We start from the raw sequence: 20,541 nt of genomic DNA on the forward strand, positions 1-20,541 counted from the left end.
GGTGCCACGGACGAGGAACCGTCCAGGACGGGGGCGTCAGGTGTTCGGCCGGCCCTCCGCATCCGGGCCGGATGCCGTACACCGAAGCGGGCGGGAGACCGAGCCTCGGGTAGTACGGGGCGTCCGAGTACGGGGACGAGCCGGGGCGTCCGAGTACGAGGACCAGGCGCGCCGCCCGCGCGCATGCCGCCTTCGGCACCGCGCGTACGACGACCACTCCCGTGCCGTGGACGTACGGCGCCGGGAGTGGCCTTCGGCCGGGACGCCTCAGCCGTCGGCGCGGACCGGACGCAGGACGTAGCCCGCGTAGCCGTACTCCCTCCCGTGCTCGCGGCGCATCGCGATCTCCGCCCGGGCGCCCGCGACGGCCTCGGCCATGCCGGGACGCGTGACGTCGGCCGCGTCCGCGTGGGCGGCGAGCGGCTCGTAGTACTCGTCCCAGTCGGACTCCGGCTGGGGATACACGCCGAGTACGGAGTACCCGGCGTCGAGTGCGGCCCGGGTGTTCTCCTCGGTGGTGCGCAGCAGCCCCTCCCAGAAGGCGATGGCCTGGGCGGACGGCGTGTCGGTGGTCCACACGCAGTCGGTGAGCACCAGCGTGCCGCCGGGGGCGAGCAGGCGGCGCCAGGAGCGCAGTGCGGTGTCGAAGCCGATCAGGTAGGCCGAGCTCTCGGCCCAGATCAGGTCGAACGAACCGTCCGGGTGGAGGAGTTCGCCCATGTCCCCGTTGACGGTGTGGATCGACGCGGTGAGGCCGCGTTCCTCGGCGGCCGTCCGCAGTTCGTCGAGGAACGGTTCGTGCAGATCGACGGCCGTGACCTCGGCCGCGGCCTCGGCGGCCAGCAGCAGCGCCGACCGACCGGGCCCGCAGCCCAGATCGAGCACGCGAGGACGCGCGGGCAGCGGGCCCGCGAGGGACAGCAGATGACGCGTCGTGGCGTCGGAACCGGGGCCCTGCCGTGGCAGTTCGTGGTGCAGGGCGAAGAAAGCCTCGTGGGAGGCGTCATGGTCGGACAACGTGAGAAACCTTCGGAAGCGGGGGCCCGGGCCGCCGCACACACTGCTCGGCGTGGGTCAGCCGTGGACCCGGAGGATGGGGACGCACCTGTCGTCGCCGCACATGGCGGCGGCCTGCGGGACAGTCATCAACCCACCTCTTCCTCGGACCGGGGTCACGTTCCTCGGACCGGGGTCACGCTAGCACCGGACGTGAAGGCGCCGCCTCGCATTAAAACTCGCATGGAAAGGCGAAGCTCTGCCATTTATTGGGCATCAATGGCAGAGCTTCGCCTCGTGCTCCGCGTGCCCGCTCGGCTCCAGCTGGAAGGTGCAGTGCTCCACGTCGAAGTGGTCACCCAGACAGCCCTGGAGCTCGTGGAGCATTTTCTCGTGACCTATGGCGTTCAGGACGTCGGAGCTGACGACCACGTGGGCGGAGAGGACCGGCATGCCGGAGGTGATGGTCCAGGCGTGCAGGTCGTGGACGTCCTCGACGCCGGGCAGCGCCACGATGTGGGCGCGCACCTCCGCCATGTCGACGTTCTTGGGAGCCGCCTCCAGCAGCACGTCGAGCGTCTCGTGGAGCAGCTTCCAGGTGCGCGGGACGATCATGAGGCTGATGAGGATCGAGGCGATCGGGTCGGCGGCCTGCCAGCCGGTGCTCATGATCACCAGCGCGGAGATGATGACCGCCACCGAGCCCAGCGCGTCCGCCACCACCTCCAGGAAGGCGCCGCGCACATTCAGGCTGTCCTTCTGGCCGCGCATCAGCAGCGTGAGCGAGATCGTGTTCGCGACCAGGCCGATCATGCCGAACACGATGGTCAGGCCGCCCTCGGTGTCGGCGGGCGTCACGAAACGGTTGATCGCCTCGTACAGGACGTAGCCGCCGACACCGAGCAGGAGCAGACAGTTCGCGAGTGCGGCGAGGATCTCGGCCCGCGCATAGCCGAACGTGCGCCTTCCACTGGGCGGGCGGCCCGCGAAGTGGATCGCGAGCAGCGCCATGCCGAGGCCCACCGCGTCCGTCGCCATGTGCGCCGCGTCCGCGACGAGCGCGAGCGAATCGGCGAGGACACCGCCCACGATCTCGACCACCATCACGGTGAGCGTGATCGACAGCGCGACGCGCAGTCTTCCGCGGTACGCGGCTGTCGCCGTGCCGGTGGTGGGCGCGCCGTGCGCGTGCCCGTGATCGTGTCCAGCCCCCATGGAAGCCGCCTCCTGTGCTCTGCCCGGGATCACAGTGAACTACGGGTGGGGGGTATCGGGCAACGCGGTACTGAACACCGTTGTCATATGCTCTGACCTGCGGAAATGATCCGCAGGTCAGAAGGTCTGAGCAAGGGCGCGATCACTGATCATGAGTCGGGGGCCGGTGCAGCAGCCACCCCTGCCAGGCCGACTCGACCATCTCGCGCACCTCACGCCGCGCACTCCAACCGAGCTCCTCGGAGGCCAGCGCGGCCGAGGCGACCGCGCGCGGGGCGTCACCGGGGCGGCGCGGCTCGACGACCGGACGGCGGCTGTCGCCGCTGACCTCCGCGATGAGCGTGAGGAGTTCCCGTACCGAGACGCCCTCGCCGCGGCCGATGTTCACGGTCAGGTCGCCCGTCGCGCCGCCGGCCAGCCGCCGGGCCGCCGCGAGGTGTGCCTCGGCGAGGTCGGCGACGTGGATGTAGTCACGGACGCAGGTGCCGTCCGGCGTCGGATAGTCGTCCCCGAAGATCCGCGGGGCCTCGCCGCGGGTGAGGCGGTCGAAAACCATCGGGATGACGTTGAACACACCGGTGTCGGCCAGCTCCGGTGCGGCCGCGCCCGCCACGTTGAAGTAGCGCAGACACACCGTCGCGATGCCGTGCGCCCGGCCGGCGGCGCGCACCAGCCACTCCCCGGCGAGCTTCGTCTCGCCGTACGGGCTCATCGGGGCGCAGGGGGTGTCCTCCGTGATGAGGTCGACGTCCGGATTGCCGTAGACGGCCGCGGACGAGGAGAACAGGAACCGCTTGACGCCCGCCCCGGCGGCCGCCTCCAGGAGCGTCGCCAGACCGCCCACGTTCTCCTGGTAGTAGCGCGTCGGCTGGGCCACGGACTCACCGACCTGCTTGCGTGCGGCGAGATGCACCACGCCCGTCACCGCGTGCTCCGCGAGTACGCGCTTGAGCAGATCCCCGTCCAGCGACGAGCCCTGCACCAGTGGAATGGTCTCCGGGAGCCGGTTCGCCACCCCGGCCGACAGGTTGTCGAGGGCGACGACGCGCTCCCCGGCCTCGTCCATCGCCCGCGCCACGTGTGCCCCGATGTATCCGGCTCCGCCGGTGATCAACCAAGTCATGGACGCCCACCCTATGTCGGTTCTGCGCCGCGCCCGCCCTGTCCCGCTGCAGACCGGAGCGCGCGGTTCCGTCCGCGATGCCGTGAATGAACCGGTCTGGGGGCGCGGTTTGTGGCACGAGCCCCGGATCCCTGATGATGATCGTGGCGGAGGTGGCTACGCAGACCTGGCTGATCGGGCCGTGAACGGGCGGTGAACGCCGGATTCTCATCATCCGATAGCCTCTGCCGACATGCTGCCCGGCCACCCTCGGCGCAGGGCCATCCCACCACGCACATGCCCGGCGCGAGGCCGCGCCGGCACTCAGGGAGTGAGTTCGCTGTCGACCGCCATCCTCACCGGTCAGCCGGTCCCCGGATCGTCGCTCGAGAGCGATCTGCAGTCGCTCGGCTTCGACGTGCGGCTCGCCGCCGAGGCCGGTGACGTCGAGACGCTCCTGGCCGCCGTACCGGCCGGCCGGCGCGTCGCCGTCGTCGACGCCCGCTTCGTGGGCCACCCGCACGCCCTGCGCCTCGGCCTCACGGACCCCCGGTTCCCGGCCTCCGCGCTGCCCGGCGCCGTATCGGTGCAGCCCGAGGCCCGTCGGGCGCTGACCCGCGCCGTGGCCCGCCAGAGCTCCGCCTCCGGCGGCCTCGCCGTCGCCACCGAGAACCTCGCCGAGCGCATCACCGCGGACCTCGACGCGGACGGCGTCGCCGTGCACCGCCCCGAACTCGGCACGCTCGTCGCCGTCGTCCCCACCGACCCGCAGGAGCGCAACGAGGCCCGGCAGGCCGTCGCGGCCGTTGACGACGAGGCCGTCCGACTGCGCAGCGCCGTGAAGGCCCGCGACGGCTTCTTCACCACGTACTGCATCAGCCCCTACTCGCGCTACATCGCCCGCTGGTGCGCCCGTCGCGGCCTGACCCCGAACCAGGTCACCACCGCCTCGCTCCTCGTCGCGCTGATCGCCGCGGGCTGCGCCGCCACCGGCACCCGCGCCGGGTTCGTCGCGGCCGGTCTGCTGCTCCTGTTCTCCTTCGTCCTGGACTGCACGGACGGACAGCTCGCCCGCTACTCCCTGCAGTACTCCACCCTCGGCGCCTGGCTCGACGCGACCTTCGACCGGGCCAAGGAGTACGCCTACTACGCGGGCCTCGCCCTCGGGGCGGCCCGCGGCGGCGACGACGTCTGGGCGCTCGCCCTCGGCGCGATGATCCTGCAGACCTGCCGCCACATCGTCGACTTCTCCTTCAACGAGGCGAACCACGACGCTTCCGCCAACACCAGCCCCACCGCCGCCCTCTCGGACAAGCTCGACAGCGTCGGCTGGACGGTCTGGGTGCGCCGGATGATAGTCCTGCCCATCGGCGAGCGCTGGGCGATGATCGCCGTGCTCACGGCGCTGACCACCCCCCGCATCACCTTCTACGCGCTGCTCATCGGCTGCGCGTTCGCCGCGACGTACACCACGGCGGGGCGTGTCCTGCGCTCGCTGACGCGCAAGGCGCGGCGCACCGACCGTGCCGCCCGGGCACTGGCCGACCTCACCGACTCCGGCCCGCTCGCCGAGCTGTTGACCCGCCTCATGCGCGGCGTCGCGAGCCCCGGACCGGCGTACGTCGCCTTCCTGGCCGGAGCTCTCGTGGTGCTCGGCGCGGCGCTCGCCCCGTACGGCAGCTGGTGGCCCGTCCTGGGCGCCGTGATCTACGTACTCCTGTCGCCCGTGGCACTCGCGCGGCCCCTCAAGGGAGCCCTCGACTGGCTGGTCCCGCCGTTCTTCAGGGCGGCCGAATACCTCACCGTTCTGGTACTGGCCGCCAACGCGGAGGTGAACGGAGCGCTTCCCGCAGCTTTCGGCCTGGTGGCCGCCGTCGCCTACCATCACTACGACACGGTGTACCGCATCCGCGGCAACGCCGGCGCGCCCCCGCACTGGCTGGTGCGAGCGATCGGCGGGCACGAGGGCAGGACGCTGTTGGTCACCGTCCTGGCCGCGCTGCTCACCGGCGCACAGTTCAAGGTCGGGCTCACGGCGCTGGCCGTGGCCGTGGCGCTGCTGGTGCTCGTCGAGAGCATCCGCTTCTGGGTGTCCTCCGGGGCGCCCGCCGTACACGATGAAGGAGAACCCGCATGATCGGCCTTGTGCTGGCGGCCGGCGCCGGACGGCGTCTGCGTCCCTACACCGACAGCCTCCCCAAGGCTCTTGTGCCGGTTGGCCCTGCGGGCATAGAGGACAGCATCACGGTTCTCGACCTGACACTCGGCAACTTCGCCGAGATCGGTCTGAGCGAGGTCGGCATCATCGTCGGCTACCGCAAGGAAGCCGTCTACGAGCGCCGCGCGGCCCTCGAGGCGAAGTACGGCCTCAAGATCACCCTCATCGACAACGACAAGGCCGAGGAGTGGAACAACGCCTACTCCCTGTGGTGCGGACGTGACGCCCTCAAGGACGGTGTGATCCTCGCCAACGGCGACACCGTGCACCCGGTCTCCGTCGAGAAGACGCTGCTGGCCGCCCGCGGTGACGGCAAGAAGATCATCCTTGCCCTCGACACGGTGAAGAAGCTCGCCGACGAGGAGATGAAGGTCGTCGTGGACCCCGACAAGGGCGTCCGGAAGATCACCAAGCTCATGGAGCCGTCCGAGGCCACCGGTGAGTACATCGGCGTCACCCTCATCGAGGGCGACGCCGCCGCCGACCTGGCCGACGCCCTGAAGACGGTGTGGGAGACCGACCCGCAGCAGTTCTACGAGCACGGCTACCAGGAGCTCGTCAATCGCGGCTTCCGGATCGACGTGGCACCGATCGGCGACCTCAAGTGGGTCGAGATCGACAACCACGACGATCTCGCCAAGGGACGGGAGATCGCGTGCCAGTACTGACGAGGCTCATCCCCTCGCCGGTCGTCGTCGACATCCGTCCGGGGGCTCTGGACGATCTGGCGAGTGTGCTGTCCGACCAGCGGATCTCACACTCGGGGAAGCTGGCCGTCGCGGTGAGCAACGGCTCCGGCGCCAGGCTGCGCGAGCGGATCGCCCCGGCCCTGCCCGGCGCCACCTGGTACGAGGTCGGCGGCGGCACCCTCGACGACGCGATCGAGCTGGCCGGTGCCATGAAGGCCGGGCACTACGACGCGGTCGTGGGTCTGGGCGGTGGCAAGATCATCGACTGTGCGAAGTTCGCCGCGGCGCGCGTCGGCCTTCCGCTGGTCGCTGTGCCCACGAACCTCGCCCACGACGGCCTGTGCTCGCCCGTAGCGACCCTGGACAACGACGCGGGCCGCGGCTCGTACGGTGTGCCGAATCCCATCGCGGTCGTCATCGACCTCGATGTGATCCGTGAGGCTCCGGCGCGGTTCGTGCGCGCCGGTATCGGTGACGCCGTGTCGAACGTCTCCGCGATCGCGGACTGGGAACTGGCCAACCGCGTCAACGGCGAGAAGATCGACGGCCTCGCCGCCGCGATGGCACGCCAGGCCGGTGAGGCCGTGCTGCGGCACCCGGGCGGCATCGGGGACAACGACTTCCTCCAGGTGCTCGCCGAGGCACTGGTCCTCAGCGGTATCGCCATGTCGGTGTCGGGCGACTCGCGGCCCTCGTCGGGCGCCTGCCACGAGATCAACCACGCCTTCGACCTCCTGTTCCCCAAGCGCGCGGCGAGTCACGGTGAGCAGTGCGGGCTGGGCGCGGCCTTCGCGATGTATCTGCGGGGGGCGCACGAGGAGTCGGCGTACATGGCCGAGGTACTGCACCGCCACGGACTGCCCGTGCTGCCGGAGGAGATCGGCTTTACGGTGGACGAGTTCATCCAGGTGGTGGAGTTCGCTCCACAGACCCGGCCCGGCCGCTACACGATCCTCGAACACCTCGACCTGAAAACCCACCAGATCAAGGACATCTACTCCGACTATGCCAAGGCCATCGGTAGCTGAACTCCGCCCCGTCGTTCACCCTGCAGGGGTGAAGGACCGGCGCAGCGGTGAGCACTGGGCGGGACGCCTGTACATGCGAGAGATCTCGCTGCGCTGCGACCGCTACCTGGTGAACACCAGGATCACGCCCAACCAGCTCACGTACCTGATGGTCGTCGCGGGCATCCTGGCGGGCGCGGCACTCCTCGTGCCCGGGCTCGCCGGGGCGCTCCTGGGCGCCGTACTCATCCAGCTCTACCTGCTGCTCGACTGCGTCGACGGCGAGCTCGCGCGCTGGCGGGGACAGACCTCGATCACCGGCGTCTATCTGGACCGCATCGGCCACTACCTGTCCGAGGCGGCCCTTCTCGTGGGCTTCGGCCTGCGCGGCGCCGACCTGTTCGACGGCTCCGAGAGCCCGGAGTGGCTGTGGGCCTTCCTCGGCACCCTGGCCGCGCTCGGCGCGATCCTGATCAAGGCCGAGACGGACCTGGTCGACGTGGCGCGGGCCCGCAGCGGCCTGCCCGCGGCCAAGGACGAGGCGGCCACGCCGCGCACCTCCGGGCTCGCCCTGGCCCGCAAGGCCGCGGCGGCCCTGAAGTTCCACCGGTTGGTCGGCGGCGTCGAGGCCAGCCTCTTCATCCTCTTCGTGGCGATCCTCGACATGATCGGCGGCGACCTCTTCTGGACCCGCCTCGGCATCGCGGTCCTGGCCGGCATCGCCATCCTGCAGACCCTGCTGCACCTCGTGTCCATCCTCGCCTCGAGCAGGCTGCGGTGAGCGCCCCGATGAAGGTCGGCGCGGTCATCATCACGATGGGCAACCGCCCCGCGGAACTCCGGGCCCTGCTGGACTCCATAGCCAAGCAGGACGGCGACCGGGTCGAGGTGGTCGTGGTCGGCAACGGCTCGCCCGTTCCGGACGTCCCCGCGGGCGTGCGCACGGTCGAGCTGCCCGAGAACCTCGGCATACCCGGCGGCCGCAACGTCGGCATCGAGGCCTTCGGCCCCGGCGGCACCGACGTCGACATCCTTCTCTTCCTGGACGACGACGGCCTCCTGGCCACTCTCGACACGGCCGAGCTGTGCCGCAAGGCCTTCGAGGCCGCCCCCGAGCTCGGCATCATCAGCTTCCGCATAGCCGACCCCGAGACGGGTGAGACCCAGCGCCGTCACGTACCGCGGCTGCGTGCCGCCGACCCGATGCGCTCCTCACGCGTCACCACCTTCCTCGGCGGCGCCAACGCGGTGCGTACGAAGGTCCTGGCCGAGGTCGGCGGTCTCCCGGACGAATTCTTCTACGCCCACGAGGAGACCGACCTGGCGTGGCGGGCCCTCGACGCGGGCTGGATGATCGACTACCGGTCCGACATGGTGCTGTACCACCCCACCACCGCGCCCTCGCGGCACGCGGTCTACCACCGCATGGTGGCCCGCAACCGTGTCTGGCTCGCGCGCCGAAACCTGCCCGCGCCCCTGGTCCCGGTCTACCTTGGCGTCTGGATGCTCCTGACGCTGCTCCGCCGCCCCTCGCGGCCGGCCCTGAAAGCCTGGTTCGGCGGTTTCAAGGAGGGCTGGACGAGTTCGTGCGGACCCCGGCGCCCCATGAGGTGGCGTACGGTGTGGCGGCTGACCCGACTGGGCCGACCTCCCGTCATCTGACAAGCTCGTTCCTGTGAGCACGTGGGCCGTCCCGCGGTCCGTGTCTCCTGCCCCTGCCCGGCCAGGCCGTGCGCTTTTCGAAGACGAAAGTTTCCATTTGTGAGTGAGACAACGCATGACGGACGAGTCGCGGTGAGCGACCGTCCGTCGTCCGACGAAGGGCTCTCCGCGGGCGAGCTGGCCGCGAAGTACGGGCTCGCGGTGAGCGGTGCCCGGCCCGGAATCGGCGAGTACGTTCGGCAGCTGTGGGGGCGGCGGCACTTCATCCTCGCCTTCTCGCAGGCGAGACTCACCGCCCAGTACAGCCAGGCCAAGCTGGGCCAGCTGTGGCAGGTGGTGACGCCGCTGCTGAACGCGGCCGTGTACTACCTGATCTTCGGTCTGATCCTCAAGGCCAGTCGGGGCATGCCGCAGGAGGTCTACATTCCCTTCCTGGTGACCGGCGTCTTCGTCTTCACCTTCACGCAGAGCTCGATGATGGCCGGCGTCCGCGCGATCTCCGGCAACCTGGGGCTGGTGCGCGCGCTGCACTTCCCGCGAGCCTCGCTGCCCATCTCGTTCGCGCTCCAGCAGCTCCAGCAGCTGTTGTTCTCGATGATCGTGATGTTCGCCGTGGTGATGGCCTTCGGCAGCTACCCCGGCCTGTCCTGGCTGCTGATCCTCCCGACGCTCGCGCTGCAGTTCCTCTTCAACATGGGCCTCGCGCTGATCGTGGCCCGGATGGGCGCCAAGACGCCGGACCTGGCCCAGCTGATGCCGTTCCTCCTGCGCACCTGGATGTACGCGTCCGGCGTCATGTTCTCCATCAAGACCATGCTCGCCGACCGCCCGGAGTGGATCGCCACCGTCCTGCAGCTGAACCCGGCCGCGGTCTACATGGACCTCATGCGCTTCGCCCTCATCGACGGCTACGACTCCTCGAACCTGCCGCCTCACGTGTGGGCCATCGCCCTCTTCTGGGCCGTGGCCGTCGCCGTCGGCGGTTTCGTGTACTTCTGGAAGGCTGAAGAGAGGTACGGCCGTGGCTGAGCAGGCGTCTCACGTCCCCACCGTCATCGCGGACGAGCTGCACATCGTCTACCGCGTCAACGGCGCCAAGACCGGAAAGGGCAGTGCCACCGCCGCCCTCAGCCGCATCGTCAAGCGGGGCTCCGGCGAGGCAGAGCGCGGCGTCCGTAAGGTGCACGCGGTCAAGGGCGTCTCCTTCGTCGCCTACCGCGGCGAGGCCGTCGGGCTGATCGGTTCGAACGGCTCCGGCAAGTCCACCCTGCTGCGCGCCATCGCCGGACTGCTGCCCGCGGAGAAGGGCAAGGTCTACACCGACGGCCAGCCCTCGCTCCTCGGCGTGAACGCGGCCCTGATGAACGACCTGACGGGCGAGCGGAACGTCATATTGGGCGGGCTCGCGATGGGCATGTCCCGCGAGCAGATCAAGGAGCGCTACCAGGAGATCGTCGACTTCTCCGGCATCAACGAGAAGGGCGACTTCATCACCCTCCCGATGCGCACCTACTCGTCCGGCATGGCGGCCCGGCTCCGCTTCTCCATCGCGGCCGCCAAGGACCACGACGTCCTGATGATCGACGAGGCCCTGGCGACCGGCGACCGCTCCTTCCAGAAGCGGTCCGAGGCTCGCATCCGGGAGCTGCGCAAGCACGCGGGCACGGTGTTTCTGGTCAGCCACAACAACAAGTCGATCCGCGACACCTGCGACCGCGTGCTCTGGCTGGAGCGCGGTGAGCTGCGCATGGACGGCCCGACCGAAGAGGTCCTCAAGGAGTACGAGAAGTTCACGGGCAAGTAGCCCATACTGCCCAGGGCCCCGCCGGAACGGTTCGGCGGGGCCCTGCGTCTGCAAAGGAAACGTCAACTCCGGCCGCCCTTAGGAATCTTGACACCAATCGGTGTGTTGTTGTGATCTGCCGGATACCCCGACGGAGCGGGACGGGTTGTACAACGTAAGCTGTACGAGTGCTGATTCGCGGCAAGTAGGGCGATAATGCGCGACACCCGGCACCGCGCGCTGCGTGGACCTCCGGGCGGCGTGTCCGAAATGGGCAGTATTGGGTCAGCAGTGTAGAACGGGAGATGTGACGGCAATGGCTACGGAATCTCTCCAGCTCCGCGATGCGTGTGCCGTCCTCGCGCGGGGCGGCGAGCGGTGACCGATGCCGGGACGGCGCGCACCGGAGATCCTGAGCGCGACACCCTCGACAAGGCTGCGGACGAGAACTTCCCCGTGGCGCCGTTTTTCGTGCCCAAGGCTTGGCGCGACGACCTGATGGCCGTGTATGGCTTCGCCCGCCTCGTCGACGACATCGGTGACGGGGACCTCGCCCCGGGTGGCGCGGATGCCCGCCTGCTCGGCGTGTCGCCCGAGGAGGCCGAGGATCGTCTCGTTCTCCTCGACGCCTTCGAGGCCGACCTGCACCGCGTGTTCGACTCGACGCCGCACCACCCGCTGCTGCGCCGCCTGCAGCCCACGGTCCGCCGCGCGGACCTCACCCCCGAACCCTTCCTGGGCCTGATCGCGGCCAACCGCCAGGACCAGCTCGTGAAGCGGTACGAGACCTACGACGGCCTCCTGGCGTACTGCGAGCTGTCGGCCAACCCCGTCGGCCGCCTCGTCCTCTCCGTCACCGGAACCTCGACGCCCGAGCGGGTGCGCCGCTCCGACGCGGTGTGTACCGCGCTGCAGATCGTCGAGCACCTCCAGGACGTCGCCGAGGACCTCGGCCGCGACCGCGTCTACCTGCCCGCCGTGGACATGAAGCGCTTTCATGTCCAAGAGGCGGATCTCGCCACGGCCACGGCAGGCGCATCGGTGCGCGCACTGGTTGCATACGAAGCAGAACGCGCTCTGCACCTCCTGAATGAAGGCACCCCCCTCGTGGGTAGCGTCCACGGCAGGCTGAAGCTGCTGCTCGCGGGGTTCGTTGCGGGGGGAAGGGCGGCAATCCGTGCGATTGCCGCCGCCGAATATGACGTACTTCCCGGCCCGCCCAAGCCCGGCAAGCTCCAGTTGCTGCGCGAGGTGGGAGTGACTCTGCGAGGAGAGGGGTGATCCGGACCGTGGAGTCGGAACAACACGTGTCCGCACCGGTACTCGCCGCTTACAGCTACTGCGAGGCAGTGACCGGTCAGCAGGCCCGAAATTTCGCGTACGGCATCAGACTTCTGCCGACGCCCAAGCGTCGCGCGATGTCGGCGCTCTACGCGTTCTCGCGGCGTGTCGACGACATCGGCGACGGCGCGCTGGCACCGGACGTGAAGGCGGCCCGTCTCGAGGACACCCGGGCGCTGCTCGCCCGGGTGCGCGCGGGCGCCGTCGACGAGGACGACACCGACCCGGTCGCGGTCGCCCTCAGCCATACCGCCGAGTACTTCCCGGTGCCACTGGGCGGTCTCGACGAACTCATCGACGGCGTGCTGATGGACGTACGCGGTGAGACGTACGAGACCTGGGACGACCTGAAGGTCTACTGCCGGTGTGTGGCCGGGGCGATCGGGCGGCTCTCGCTCGGTGTGTTCGGCACGGAGCCAGGGGCGCGCGGCGCCGAGCGCGCGCCGGAGTATGCCGACACGCTCGGGCTCGCGCTGCAACTCACCAACATTCTTCGGGACGTCCGTGAGGACGCCGTGGGCGGGCGCACCTATCTGCCCGCCGACGACCTTGCGAAATTCGGCTGCTCGGCCGGGTTCAACGGGCCGAAGCCACCGGAGGGCTCCGACTTCGCGGGTCTCGTGCACTTCGAAGTGCGACGGGCCCGCACTCTTTTCGCGGAGGGCTACCGGCTGCTGCCCATGCTGGACCGGCGCAGTGGCGCCTGTGTCGCGGCCATGGCCGGCATCTATCGGCGGCTCCTCGACCGCATCGAGCGCGAGCCGGAAGCCGTGCTGCGCGGTCGTGTCTCGCTGCCGGGCCGCGAGAAGGCGTACGTCGCCGTGCGCGGGCTGTCCGGCCTGGACGCCCGGCATGTGTCCCGCCGTACTGTCAGGAGGCGCACCTGATGGACAATATGGGCCAAAGTGATTCCATCGGCGAAAAACGGCAGGCAACCTTCCGGAGCCCGGTGGCGTCCCTGACTGCGATGGCGTGCAGTGCGCCGTTCGATCACTGCGGCAGGGCCTCGGGGGAGGGTGCACGATGAGCGACGCCATGCGGTCCATGCACACTGCCGGCCGCCCCGGTGGGGCGGCTGCGGTGGTGATCGGCGGCGGGCTCGCCGGGATCACCGCCGCGCTCGCGCTGGCCGATGCCGGGGTGCGCGTGACGCTGCTCGAAGGCAGGCCGCGGCTCGGCGGGCTCGCCTTCTCCTTCCAGCGCGGCGCACTGACCGTGGACAACGGCCAGCATGTGTATCTGCGCTGCTGCACCGCCTACCGGTGGTTCCTCGACCGTATCGACGCGGCCTCGCTCGCGCCCCTGCAGGATCGTCTCGACGTGCCCGTTCTCGACGCCGAGGGCAAGCCGGGACGACGGCTCGGCAGAATCGGTCGTGGCGCGCTGCCGGTACCGCTGCATCTGGCGCGCAGCCTCGCGACGTACCAGCATCTGTCGCTGGCCGAGCGCGCCAAAGTCGGGCGTGCCGCATTGGCGCTCAAAGGCCTGGACCTCGCCGATCCGGCGCTCGACGCACAGAACTTCGGCGATTGGCTCGCCGAGCACGGTCAGTCGAAGCGTGCCGTCGAGGCACTGTGGGACCTGGTGGGGGTCGCCACCCTCAACGCGGTGGCCGGCGCCTCGTCGCTGGCGCTCGCCGCGATGGTGTTCAAGACCGGTCTGCTGTCCGACCCGGGCGCGGCCGACATCGGCTGGGCACGCGTCCCGCTGGGCGAACTGCACGACACCCTGGCCCGCAAGGCGCTCGACTCCGCGGGCGTCCGTACCGAAGTCCGTACACGCGTCACCTCCATCTCCCCCAACAAGAACGGGCGTTGGAGCGTTCAGGTTCCCGGCGAAACGCTCGACGCGGACACGGTGGTGCTCGCCGTACCCCAGCGCGAGACCCACGATCTGCTGCCCGAGGGGGCGCTCGAGGCCCCCGAGCGGCTCCTGGAGATCGGCACCGCGCCGATCCTCAACATCCATGTCGTCTACGACCGCAAGGTGCTCGCGCGCCCGTTCTTCGCGACCCTCGGCTCCCCGGTGCAGTGGGTCTTCGACCGCACCGAGGCGTCCGGGCTGCGGGAGGGGCAGTATCTGGCCCTCTCGCAGTCGGCCGCACAGGACGAGATCGACGAGCCCGTGTCCGGCTTGCGCGAGCGCTATCTGCCGGAACTGGAGCGGCTGCTGCCCGCCGCGCGCGGTGCGGAAGTGAAGGACTTCTTCGTGACCCGGGAGCGTACGGCGACGTTCGCTCCCACCCCAGGTGTCGGGCGGCTGCGGCCCGGCGCCCGCACCAAGGCTCCCGGCCTGTATCTGGCCGGAGCGTGGACCGCCACAGGGTGGCCCGCGACCATGGAGAGTGCGGTCCGCAGTGGTGTGAGCGCGGCGGGAGCCGCGCTCAGTGCCCTGGGCCGGCCCCGCGATCACCTCTTCGAAGTGGAAGAGGCGGCCTGATGCTCGATCAGCGCGCGGCGGACCCCCGCACCCCCGGTACCGCAACAAGAGGAGAGACTGTGCCCACTGTGCCCCCGGCCGAAACGGCTGCCGACGCGGTGGACGTGTCCGCGCTCCTGGAGCGCGGCCGGACCCTGGCCACACCGGTGCTGCGGGCGGCCGTCGACCGCCTGGCATCGCCCATGGACACCGTCGCCGCCTACCACTTCGGCTGGATCGACGCCAAGGGCAACCCCGCGGACGGCGACGGCGGAAAGGCCGTACGCCCCGCGCTCGCCGTCCTGTCCGCGCAGGCCGCCGGCGCCGCCCCCGAGGTGGGCGTGCCGGGTGCGGTCGCCGTTGAACTGGTGCACAACTTCTCACTGCTGCACGACGACCTGATGGACGGCGACGAACAGCGCCGCCACCGCGACACCGTCTGGAAGGTGCACGGCCCCGCCCAGGCGATCCTCGTCGGTGACGCCCTGTTCGCGCTGGCCAACGAGATCCTCCTCGAACTCGGCACCGTCGAGGCAGGCCGCGCCACCCGGCGCCTGACCAGCGCGACCCGCGCGCTCATCGACGGCCAGGCGCAGGACATCTCCTACGAGCACCGCGACCGCGTCAGCGTCGAGGAGTGCCTGGAGATGGAGGGCAACAAGACCGGAGCCCTGCTCGCCTGTGCCTGTTCCATCGGCGCGGTCCTCGGTGGCGCCGACGACCACACCGCCGACACGCTGGAGAAGTACGGCTACCACCTCGGCCTCGCCTTCCAGGCCGTCGATGACCTCCTAGGCATCTGGGGCGACCCGGAGGCCACCGGCAAGCAGACCTGGAGCGATCTGCGCCAGCGCAAGAAGTCCCTGCCGGTCGTGGCGGCGCTCGCCGCGAGCGGCCCCGCCTCCGAGCGGCTCGGCGAGCTGCTCGCCGAGGACGCCAAGGCCAGTGACTTCGAGAACTTCTCCGAGGAGGAGTTCGCCGCGCGCGCCGCGCTCATCGAGGAGGCGGGCGGCCGTGAATGGACCGCCCAGGAGGCACGCCGCCAGCACACCATCGCCATCGAAGCCCTGGACGCCGTGGAGATGCCCGCGCAGGTGCGGGCCCAGCTCGTGGCGCTCGCCGACTTCGTCGTCGTACGAAAGAGATGATCACTATCGGTCGAATAAACCTCGCGTAGTCGCCGGCCGGTGCCGCGGGAGAGCGAAGCACCGGCCGACGGCGGACCCACAGCAGACGTTTCACTGCACGAAGGGGAAGCCATGACAGCGACGACCGACGGAAGCACCGGGGCCCTGCCGCCCCGCGCTGCCTCGGCCAGCGAAACACAGACACTGACGACTCCCGTGGCGACCGGGACAGTCGAGACCCGAGACGTCGCCACGCACGCCATACAGCGCGCCACCGATTTCCTGCTGTCACGGCAGGACGCCCAGGGCTGGTGGAAGGGCGACCTCGCGACGAACGTCACGATGGACGCCGAGGACCTGCTCCTCCGTCAGTTCCTGGGAATCCGCGACGAGATGACCACCCGCGCCGCCGGCCTGTTCATCCGCGGCGAGCAGCGCGAGGACGGCACCTGGGCCACGTTCTACGGCGGCCCCGGCGAACTCTCCACCACCATCGAAGCGTACGTCGCCCTGCGGCTGGCCGGGGACACTCCGGACGAGCCGCACATGGCGAAGGCGTCCGCGTGGATCCGCGAGCGGGGCGGTATCGCCTCGGCCCGTGTCTTCACCAGGATCTGGCTCGCCCTGTTCGGCTGGTGGAAGTGGGACGACCTGCCCGAACTCCCGCCGGAGCTCATCTACTTCCCGAAGTGGATGCCGCTGAACATCTACGACTTCGGGTGCTGGGCGCGGCAGACGATCGTGCCGCTGACCATCGTGTCGGCGAAGCGTCCGGTGCGGCCCGCGCCCTTCCCGCTCGACGAGCTGCACACCGATGCCCGCCACCCCAACCCGGTCAAGCCGCTGGCACCCGCGGCCAGTTGGGACGGGGCCTTCCAGCGGCTCGACAAGGCGTTGCACCAGTACCGGAAGGTCGCCCCGCGCCGACTGCGCAGGGCCGCGATGAACGCGGCGGCGCGCTGGATCATCGAACGGCAGGAGAACGACGGCTGCTGGGGCGGCATTCAGCCGCCCGCGGTGTACTCGGTCATCGCGCTGCACCTGCTCGGCTACGACCTCGAACACCCGGTGATGCGGGCGGGGTTGGAGTCCCTGGACCGCTTCACCGTGTGGCGCGAGGACGGGGCCCGGATGATCGAGGCCTGCCAGTCACCCGTCTGGGACACCTGTCTGGCGACCATCGCGCTCGCCGACGCGGGTCTTCCCTCAGACCACCCGCAGCTGGTGAAGGCCGCGGACTGGATGCTCGGCGAGGAGATCGTGCGGCCCGGTGACTGGGCCGTGAAACGTCCCCAACTTCCCCCGGGTGGCTGGGCGTTCGAGTTCCACAACGACAACTACCCCGACGTCGACGACACCGCCGAGGTCGCCCTCGCGCTGCGCCGCGTTCAGCACCACGACCCGGAGCGCGTCGAGAACGCCATCGGACGCGGGGTGCGCTGGAACCTCGGGATGCAGTCCAAGGACGGTGGCTGGGGCGCCTTCGACGTCGACAACACCAGCGCCTTTCCCAACCGGCTGCCGTTCTGCGACTTCGGTGAGGTCATCGACCCGCCGTCCGCGGATGTCACCGCGCATGTGGTCGAGATGCTCGCCGTCGAGGGGCTCTCGCACGATCCGCGCACCCGCCGGGGCATCGAGTGGCTGCTCGCCCATCAGGAGCCGAACGGCTCCTGGTTCGGCCGCTGGGGCGTCAACTACGTCTACGGAACCGGGTCGGTGGTGCCCGCGCTCGTCGCCGCCGGACTGCCCGCCGCGCATCCCGCGATCCGCCGGGCCGTCGGCTGGCTGGAGACCGTCCAGAACGACGACGGCGGCTGGGGCGAGGACCTGCGCTCCTACCACGAGGTCGCCGATTGGAGCGGCCGCGGTGCGTCGACGGCCTCGCAGACCGGGTGGGCCCTGCTCGCCCTGCTCGCCGCCGGGGAGCGTGACTCGAAGGCCGTCGAGCGCGGGGTCGAATGGCTCGCGGGAACCCAGCTGCCCGACGGCTCCTGGGACGAGCCGTACTTCACCGGCACCGGGTTTCCGTGGGACTTCTCGATCAACTACCACCTCTACCGGCAGGTCTTCCCGCTCACCGCGCTCGGCCGGTATGTCCACGGCGAGCCGTTCGCCGAGGCCAAGGGGGGTTGATGAGCACCAAGCCCGCGCCGGTTCCGCTCCTCATCGCCTGTGCGCTCGGCATCGAGCGCCTTGCCCTGCGCAGCGGCGAGCGGACCGGGGCCGGCGGGCCCGTCACCGTGCTGCGCACCGGCATGGGGCCCAAGGCCGCCGACCGCTCGCTCACCCGCGTACTCGCCGACCCGGCACTGCGCGGGGCCGCCGTCCTGGCCACGGGCTTCTGCGCCGGGCTCGCCCCGGGCATGCACCCCGGCGACCTCGTCGTCGCCGAGGAGGCCCGGGACCCGCGCGGCACCACCCCGTGCGTGGGCACCGACCTGCTCGTCAAGGAACTGGTGCGTGCCGTGCCTGGGCGCACCGTCCACACGGGACCGCTCACCGGCTCCGACCATGTCGTCCGCGGTCACGAGCGGTCGGATCTGCTCGCGACCGGCGCAATCGCGGTCGATATGGAGTCGGCGGCCACGCTCCACAGCGCCGTGCGCACGGGCGAGCGCCCGGTTGCGGCCGTACGGGTGGTCGTGGATGCTCCCGAACATGAACTCGTCCGTATCGGCACGTTGCGCGGTGGAATATCTGCCTTCCGTGTACTTCGTGCCGTCCTTCCCGCTTTCTTTGAATGGCACCGTTCTTTGCTGCTCCCTCGGAGGTGAGCCAGATGGCCATGCCCCTTCGGCAGACCATGAAGGTCGCTGCATACCTGTTTGAACAGAAGCTCAGGAAGCGGGACAAGTTCGCGCTGCTGGTCGAGTTGGAACCGCTCTTCGCGTGCAACCTCAAGTGCGAGGGCTGCGGCAAGATCCAGCACCCGGCGGGGGTGCTCAAGCAGCGAATGCCGGTGGCGCAGGCCGTGGGCGCGGTCCTGGAGTCCGGTGCCCCGATGGTCTCCATCGCCGGCGGTGAACCGCTGATGCACCCTCAGATCGATGAGATCGTGCGGCAGTTGGTGGCAAAGAAGAAGTTCGTCTTCCTGTGCACCAACGCGCTGCTGATGCGCAAGAAGATGGACAAGTTCAAGCCCTCGCCGTACTTCGCGTGGGCCGTGCACATCGACGGGCTGCGTGAGCGGCACGACGAGTCCGTGGCCAAGGAAGGCACCTTCGACGAGGCGGTCGAGGCCATCAAGGAGGCCAAGCGACGCGGCTTCCGCGTCACCACCAACTCGACCTTCTTCAACACCGACACCCCGCAGACGGTCATCGAGGTGCTCAACTTCCTCAATGACGACCTGAAGGTGGACGAGATGATGCTCTCGCCCGCCTACGCCTACGAGAAGGCGCCCGACCAGGAGCACTTCCTCGGCGTCCAGCAGACCCGGGAGCTGTTCAAGAAGGCCTTCGCCGGCGACAACCGGCGCCGGTGGCGGCTCAACCAGAGCCCGCTCTTCCTGGACTTCCTGGAAGGCAAGGTCGACTTCCCGTGCACGGCGTGGGCGATCCCGAGCTACTCGCTCTTCGGCTGGCAGAAACCCTGCTACCTGATGAGCGACGGGTACGTGCAGACGTACAGGCAGCTCCTGGAGGAGACCGACTGGGACTCCTACGGCCGCGGCAAGGACGAGAGGTGCGCGAACTGCATGGCGCACTGCGGCTACGAGCCGACCGCCGTCCTCGCCACCCTGGGCTCCCTCAAGGAGTCGCTGCGCGCCGCCCGCGAGACCTTCACGGAAAGCCGGGTGTGATGGCATGACCGCCGTTTCCTTGGGCCTCCCCGAGGTGCCGGTCCGACCGATCGCGGAGCGCCGCCTGTCGCGGCAGATCCAGGTCGGGCCGGTGGCGGTCGGGGGCGGGGCACCCGTGTCGGTGCAGTCGATGACGACGACGCGTACGTCGGACATCGGCGCCACCTTGCAGCAGATCGCGGAACTCACCGCGTCCGGCTGCCAGATCGTCCGCGTCGCCTGCCCCACGCAGGACGACGCGGACGCCCTCGCCACCATCGCCGAGAAATCACAGATCCCGGTGATCGCGGACATCCACTTCCAGCCGAAGTACGTGTTCGCCGCCATCGACGCGGGCTGTGCGGCGGTGCGGGTGAACCCGGGCAACATCAAGCAGTTCGACGACAAGGTGCGTGAGATCGCGCGGGCCGCCTCGGACGCCGGCACACCGATTCGGATCGGTGTCAACGCCGGGTCGCTCGACCGGCGGCTGCTGAAGAAGTACGGGAAGGCGACGCCGGAGGCGCTCGTGGAGTCGGCGCTGTGGGAGGCGTCGCTCTTCGAGGAGCACGGGTTCCGGGACATCAAGATCTCGGTGAAGCACAACGATCCCGTGGTGATGGTCAACGCGTACCGACAGCTGGCGGCTGCCTGCGACTATCCCCTGCACCTCGGTGTGACGGAGGCCGGTCCGGCCTTCCAGGGGACCATCAAGTCGGCTGTCGCCTTCGGCGCGCTGCTCAGCGAGGGCATCGGGGACACCATCAGGGTCTCCCTGAGCGCGCCGCCCGCCGAGGAGTGCAAGGTCGGCATGCAGATCCTGGAGTCCCTCGGGCTGCGGGAACGGCGCCTGGAGATCGTCTCGTGCCCGTCCTGCGGGCGGGCCCAGGTCGATGTCTACAAGTTGGCCGACGAGGTCACGGCCGGTCTGGAGGGGATGGAGGTCCCGTTGCGTGTCGCGGTCATGGGCTGCGTCGTCAACGGCCCCGGCGAAGCGCGGGAGGCGGACCTGGGGGTCGCCTCCGGCAACGGCAAGGGGCAGATCTTCGTCAAGGGCGAGGTCATCAAGACCGTACCCGAGTCGAAGATCGTGGAGACCCTCATCGAGGAGGCGATGAAGATCGCCGAGCAGATGGAGAACGACGGCGTCGGGTCCGGAGAACCGGCCGTCACCGTGAGCTGATCAGCACGGACCGAGA

General features: G+C 69.8%; 19 protein-coding genes. 16 read left to right on the plus strand and 3 right to left on the minus strand.

Features of this window, described 5'->3' with window-relative positions:
* Positions 1-267: 267 nt before the first annotated feature.
* The 3 genes from AB0D57_RS02000 to galE form a co-directional block, all read right to left on the minus strand.
* Complete coding sequence (locus tag AB0D57_RS02000; protein WP_362065942.1) at positions 268-1,017, minus strand: class I SAM-dependent methyltransferase; 750 nt, start codon at positions 1,015-1,017, stop codon at positions 268-270.
* Between the two features lie 255 nt (positions 1,018-1,272).
* Positions 1,273-2,211: a cation diffusion facilitator family transporter gene (locus tag AB0D57_RS02005; protein ID WP_362065944.1), complete on the minus strand. Its 939-nt coding sequence runs from the start codon at positions 2,209-2,211 to the stop codon at positions 1,273-1,275.
* Between the two features lie 142 nt (positions 2,212-2,353).
* Positions 2,354-3,334: a UDP-glucose 4-epimerase GalE gene (galE, locus tag AB0D57_RS02010; protein ID WP_362065946.1), complete on the minus strand. Its 981-nt coding sequence runs from the start codon at positions 3,332-3,334 to the stop codon at positions 2,354-2,356.
* A 319-nt stretch (positions 3,335-3,653) separates the two neighbouring features.
* Between galE and AB0D57_RS02015 the strand changes: the two genes are divergently transcribed.
* The 16 genes from AB0D57_RS02015 to ispG all read left to right on the plus strand — a co-directional run bounded on the left by AB0D57_RS02015 (position 3,654) and on the right by ispG (position 20,525).
* Positions 3,654-5,450: a DUF5941 domain-containing protein gene (locus AB0D57_RS02015; RefSeq protein ID WP_362066173.1), complete on the plus strand. Its 1,797-nt coding sequence runs from the start codon at positions 3,654-3,656 to the stop codon at positions 5,448-5,450.
* Positions 5,447-6,199 (plus strand): phosphocholine cytidylyltransferase family protein, encoded by a 753-nt coding sequence (locus AB0D57_RS02020; RefSeq protein WP_362065948.1) that lies wholly within the window; start codon positions 5,447-5,449, stop codon positions 6,197-6,199. Before AB0D57_RS02015 ends, AB0D57_RS02020 begins: the two co-directional genes overlap by 4 nt.
* Entirely contained in the window at positions 6,187-7,248 is a 1,062-nt protein-coding gene (locus AB0D57_RS02025) for an iron-containing alcohol dehydrogenase family protein (RefSeq protein WP_362065950.1), read from the plus strand. Before AB0D57_RS02020 ends, AB0D57_RS02025 begins: the two co-directional genes overlap by 13 nt.
* The gene (locus AB0D57_RS02030; RefSeq protein WP_362065952.1) at positions 7,226-8,008 is read left to right on the plus strand and encodes a CDP-alcohol phosphatidyltransferase family protein; all 783 of its coding nucleotides are present in this window, start codon (positions 7,226-7,228) and stop codon (positions 8,006-8,008) included. Before AB0D57_RS02025 ends, AB0D57_RS02030 begins: the two co-directional genes overlap by 23 nt.
* Complete coding sequence (locus AB0D57_RS02035) at positions 8,005-8,889, plus strand: glycosyltransferase (RefSeq protein ID WP_362065954.1); 885 nt, start codon at positions 8,005-8,007, stop codon at positions 8,887-8,889. The genes AB0D57_RS02030 and AB0D57_RS02035 overlap by 4 nt, the downstream gene beginning before the upstream one ends.
* A 99-nt stretch (positions 8,890-8,988) precedes the next feature.
* Positions 8,989-9,918: an ABC transporter permease gene (locus AB0D57_RS02040; protein ID WP_362065956.1), complete on the plus strand. Its 930-nt coding sequence runs from the start codon at positions 8,989-8,991 to the stop codon at positions 9,916-9,918.
* Positions 9,911-10,693 (plus strand): ABC transporter ATP-binding protein, encoded by a 783-nt coding sequence (locus AB0D57_RS02045; RefSeq protein ID WP_362065958.1) that lies wholly within the window; start codon positions 9,911-9,913, stop codon positions 10,691-10,693. The genes AB0D57_RS02040 and AB0D57_RS02045 overlap by 8 nt, the downstream gene beginning before the upstream one ends.
* 357 nt (positions 10,694-11,050) lie before the next feature.
* Positions 11,051-11,953 (plus strand): squalene synthase HpnC, encoded by a 903-nt coding sequence (hpnC, locus tag AB0D57_RS02050; RefSeq protein WP_362065960.1) that lies wholly within the window; start codon positions 11,051-11,053, stop codon positions 11,951-11,953.
* Positions 11,950-12,900: a presqualene diphosphate synthase HpnD gene (gene hpnD / locus AB0D57_RS02055; RefSeq protein WP_362065962.1), complete on the plus strand. Its 951-nt coding sequence runs from the start codon at positions 11,950-11,952 to the stop codon at positions 12,898-12,900. Before hpnC ends, hpnD begins: the two co-directional genes overlap by 4 nt.
* 8 nt (positions 12,901-12,908) lie before the next feature.
* On the plus strand, positions 12,909-13,040 hold the full coding sequence (locus AB0D57_RS02060) for a DUF6380 family protein (RefSeq protein WP_362066175.1): 132 nt from the start codon (positions 12,909-12,911) through the stop codon (positions 13,038-13,040).
* The gene (gene hpnE, locus AB0D57_RS02065) at positions 13,037-14,452 is read left to right on the plus strand and encodes a hydroxysqualene dehydroxylase HpnE (RefSeq protein WP_362065964.1); all 1,416 of its coding nucleotides are present in this window, start codon (positions 13,037-13,039) and stop codon (positions 14,450-14,452) included. Before AB0D57_RS02060 ends, hpnE begins: the two co-directional genes overlap by 4 nt.
* Entirely contained in the window at positions 14,452-15,579 is a 1,128-nt protein-coding gene (locus AB0D57_RS02070) for a polyprenyl synthetase family protein (RefSeq protein ID WP_362065966.1), read from the plus strand. The genes hpnE and AB0D57_RS02070 overlap by 1 nt, the downstream gene beginning before the upstream one ends.
* Before the next feature lie 111 nt (positions 15,580-15,690).
* Complete coding sequence (gene shc / locus AB0D57_RS02075; RefSeq protein WP_362065968.1) at positions 15,691-17,694, plus strand: squalene--hopene cyclase; 2,004 nt, start codon at positions 15,691-15,693, stop codon at positions 17,692-17,694.
* The gene (locus AB0D57_RS02080) at positions 17,694-18,335 is read left to right on the plus strand and encodes a 1-hydroxy-2-methyl-2-butenyl 4-diphosphate reductase (RefSeq protein WP_362065970.1); all 642 of its coding nucleotides are present in this window, start codon (positions 17,694-17,696) and stop codon (positions 18,333-18,335) included. The genes shc and AB0D57_RS02080 overlap by 1 nt, the downstream gene beginning before the upstream one ends.
* Positions 18,336-18,340: 5 nt before the next feature.
* The gene (gene hpnH, locus AB0D57_RS02085; protein ID WP_362065972.1) at positions 18,341-19,363 is read left to right on the plus strand and encodes an adenosyl-hopene transferase HpnH; all 1,023 of its coding nucleotides are present in this window, start codon (positions 18,341-18,343) and stop codon (positions 19,361-19,363) included.
* A gap of 4 nt (positions 19,364-19,367) precedes the next feature.
* Positions 19,368-20,525 (plus strand): flavodoxin-dependent (E)-4-hydroxy-3-methylbut-2-enyl-diphosphate synthase, encoded by a 1,158-nt coding sequence (gene ispG, locus AB0D57_RS02090; RefSeq protein WP_362065974.1) that lies wholly within the window; start codon positions 19,368-19,370, stop codon positions 20,523-20,525.
* Positions 20,526-20,541: the final 16 nt, after the last annotated feature.

Origin of the sequence: Streptomyces sp. NPDC048275, assembly GCF_040652275.1 — a bacterium.
In the GTDB taxonomy this organism is placed as follows: domain Bacteria; phylum Actinomycetota; class Actinomycetes; order Streptomycetales; family Streptomycetaceae; genus Streptomyces.

Bases quoted from the DNA above. Each gene is read 5' to 3' on its own strand.
- shc (WP_362065968.1), top strand. From the start codon at position 15,691: ATGACAGCGACGACCGACGGAAGCACCGGGGCCCTGCCGCCCCGCGCT.
- galE (WP_362065946.1), bottom strand. From the start codon at position 3,334: ATGACTTGGTTGATCACCGGCGGAGCCGGATACATCGGGGCACACGTG.
- AB0D57_RS02080 (WP_362065970.1), top strand. From the start codon at position 17,694: ATGAGCACCAAGCCCGCGCCGGTTCCGCTCCTCATCGCCTGTGCGCTC.
- ispG (WP_362065974.1), top strand. From the start codon at position 19,368: ATGACCGCCGTTTCCTTGGGCCTCCCCGAGGTGCCGGTCCGACCGATC.
- hpnH (WP_362065972.1), top strand. From the start codon at position 18,341: ATGGCCATGCCCCTTCGGCAGACCATGAAGGTCGCTGCATACCTGTTT.
- AB0D57_RS02030 (WP_362065952.1), top strand. From the start codon at position 7,226: ATGCCAAGGCCATCGGTAGCTGAACTCCGCCCCGTCGTTCACCCTGCA.
- AB0D57_RS02020 (WP_362065948.1), top strand. From the start codon at position 5,447: ATGATCGGCCTTGTGCTGGCGGCCGGCGCCGGACGGCGTCTGCGTCCC.
- AB0D57_RS02060 (WP_362066175.1), top strand. From the start codon at position 12,909: ATGGGCCAAAGTGATTCCATCGGCGAAAAACGGCAGGCAACCTTCCGG.
- hpnE (WP_362065964.1), top strand. From the start codon at position 13,037: ATGAGCGACGCCATGCGGTCCATGCACACTGCCGGCCGCCCCGGTGGG.
- AB0D57_RS02070 (WP_362065966.1), top strand. From the start codon at position 14,452: ATGCTCGATCAGCGCGCGGCGGACCCCCGCACCCCCGGTACCGCAACA.
- AB0D57_RS02005 (WP_362065944.1), bottom strand. From the start codon at position 2,211: ATGGGGGCTGGACACGATCACGGGCACGCGCACGGCGCGCCCACCACC.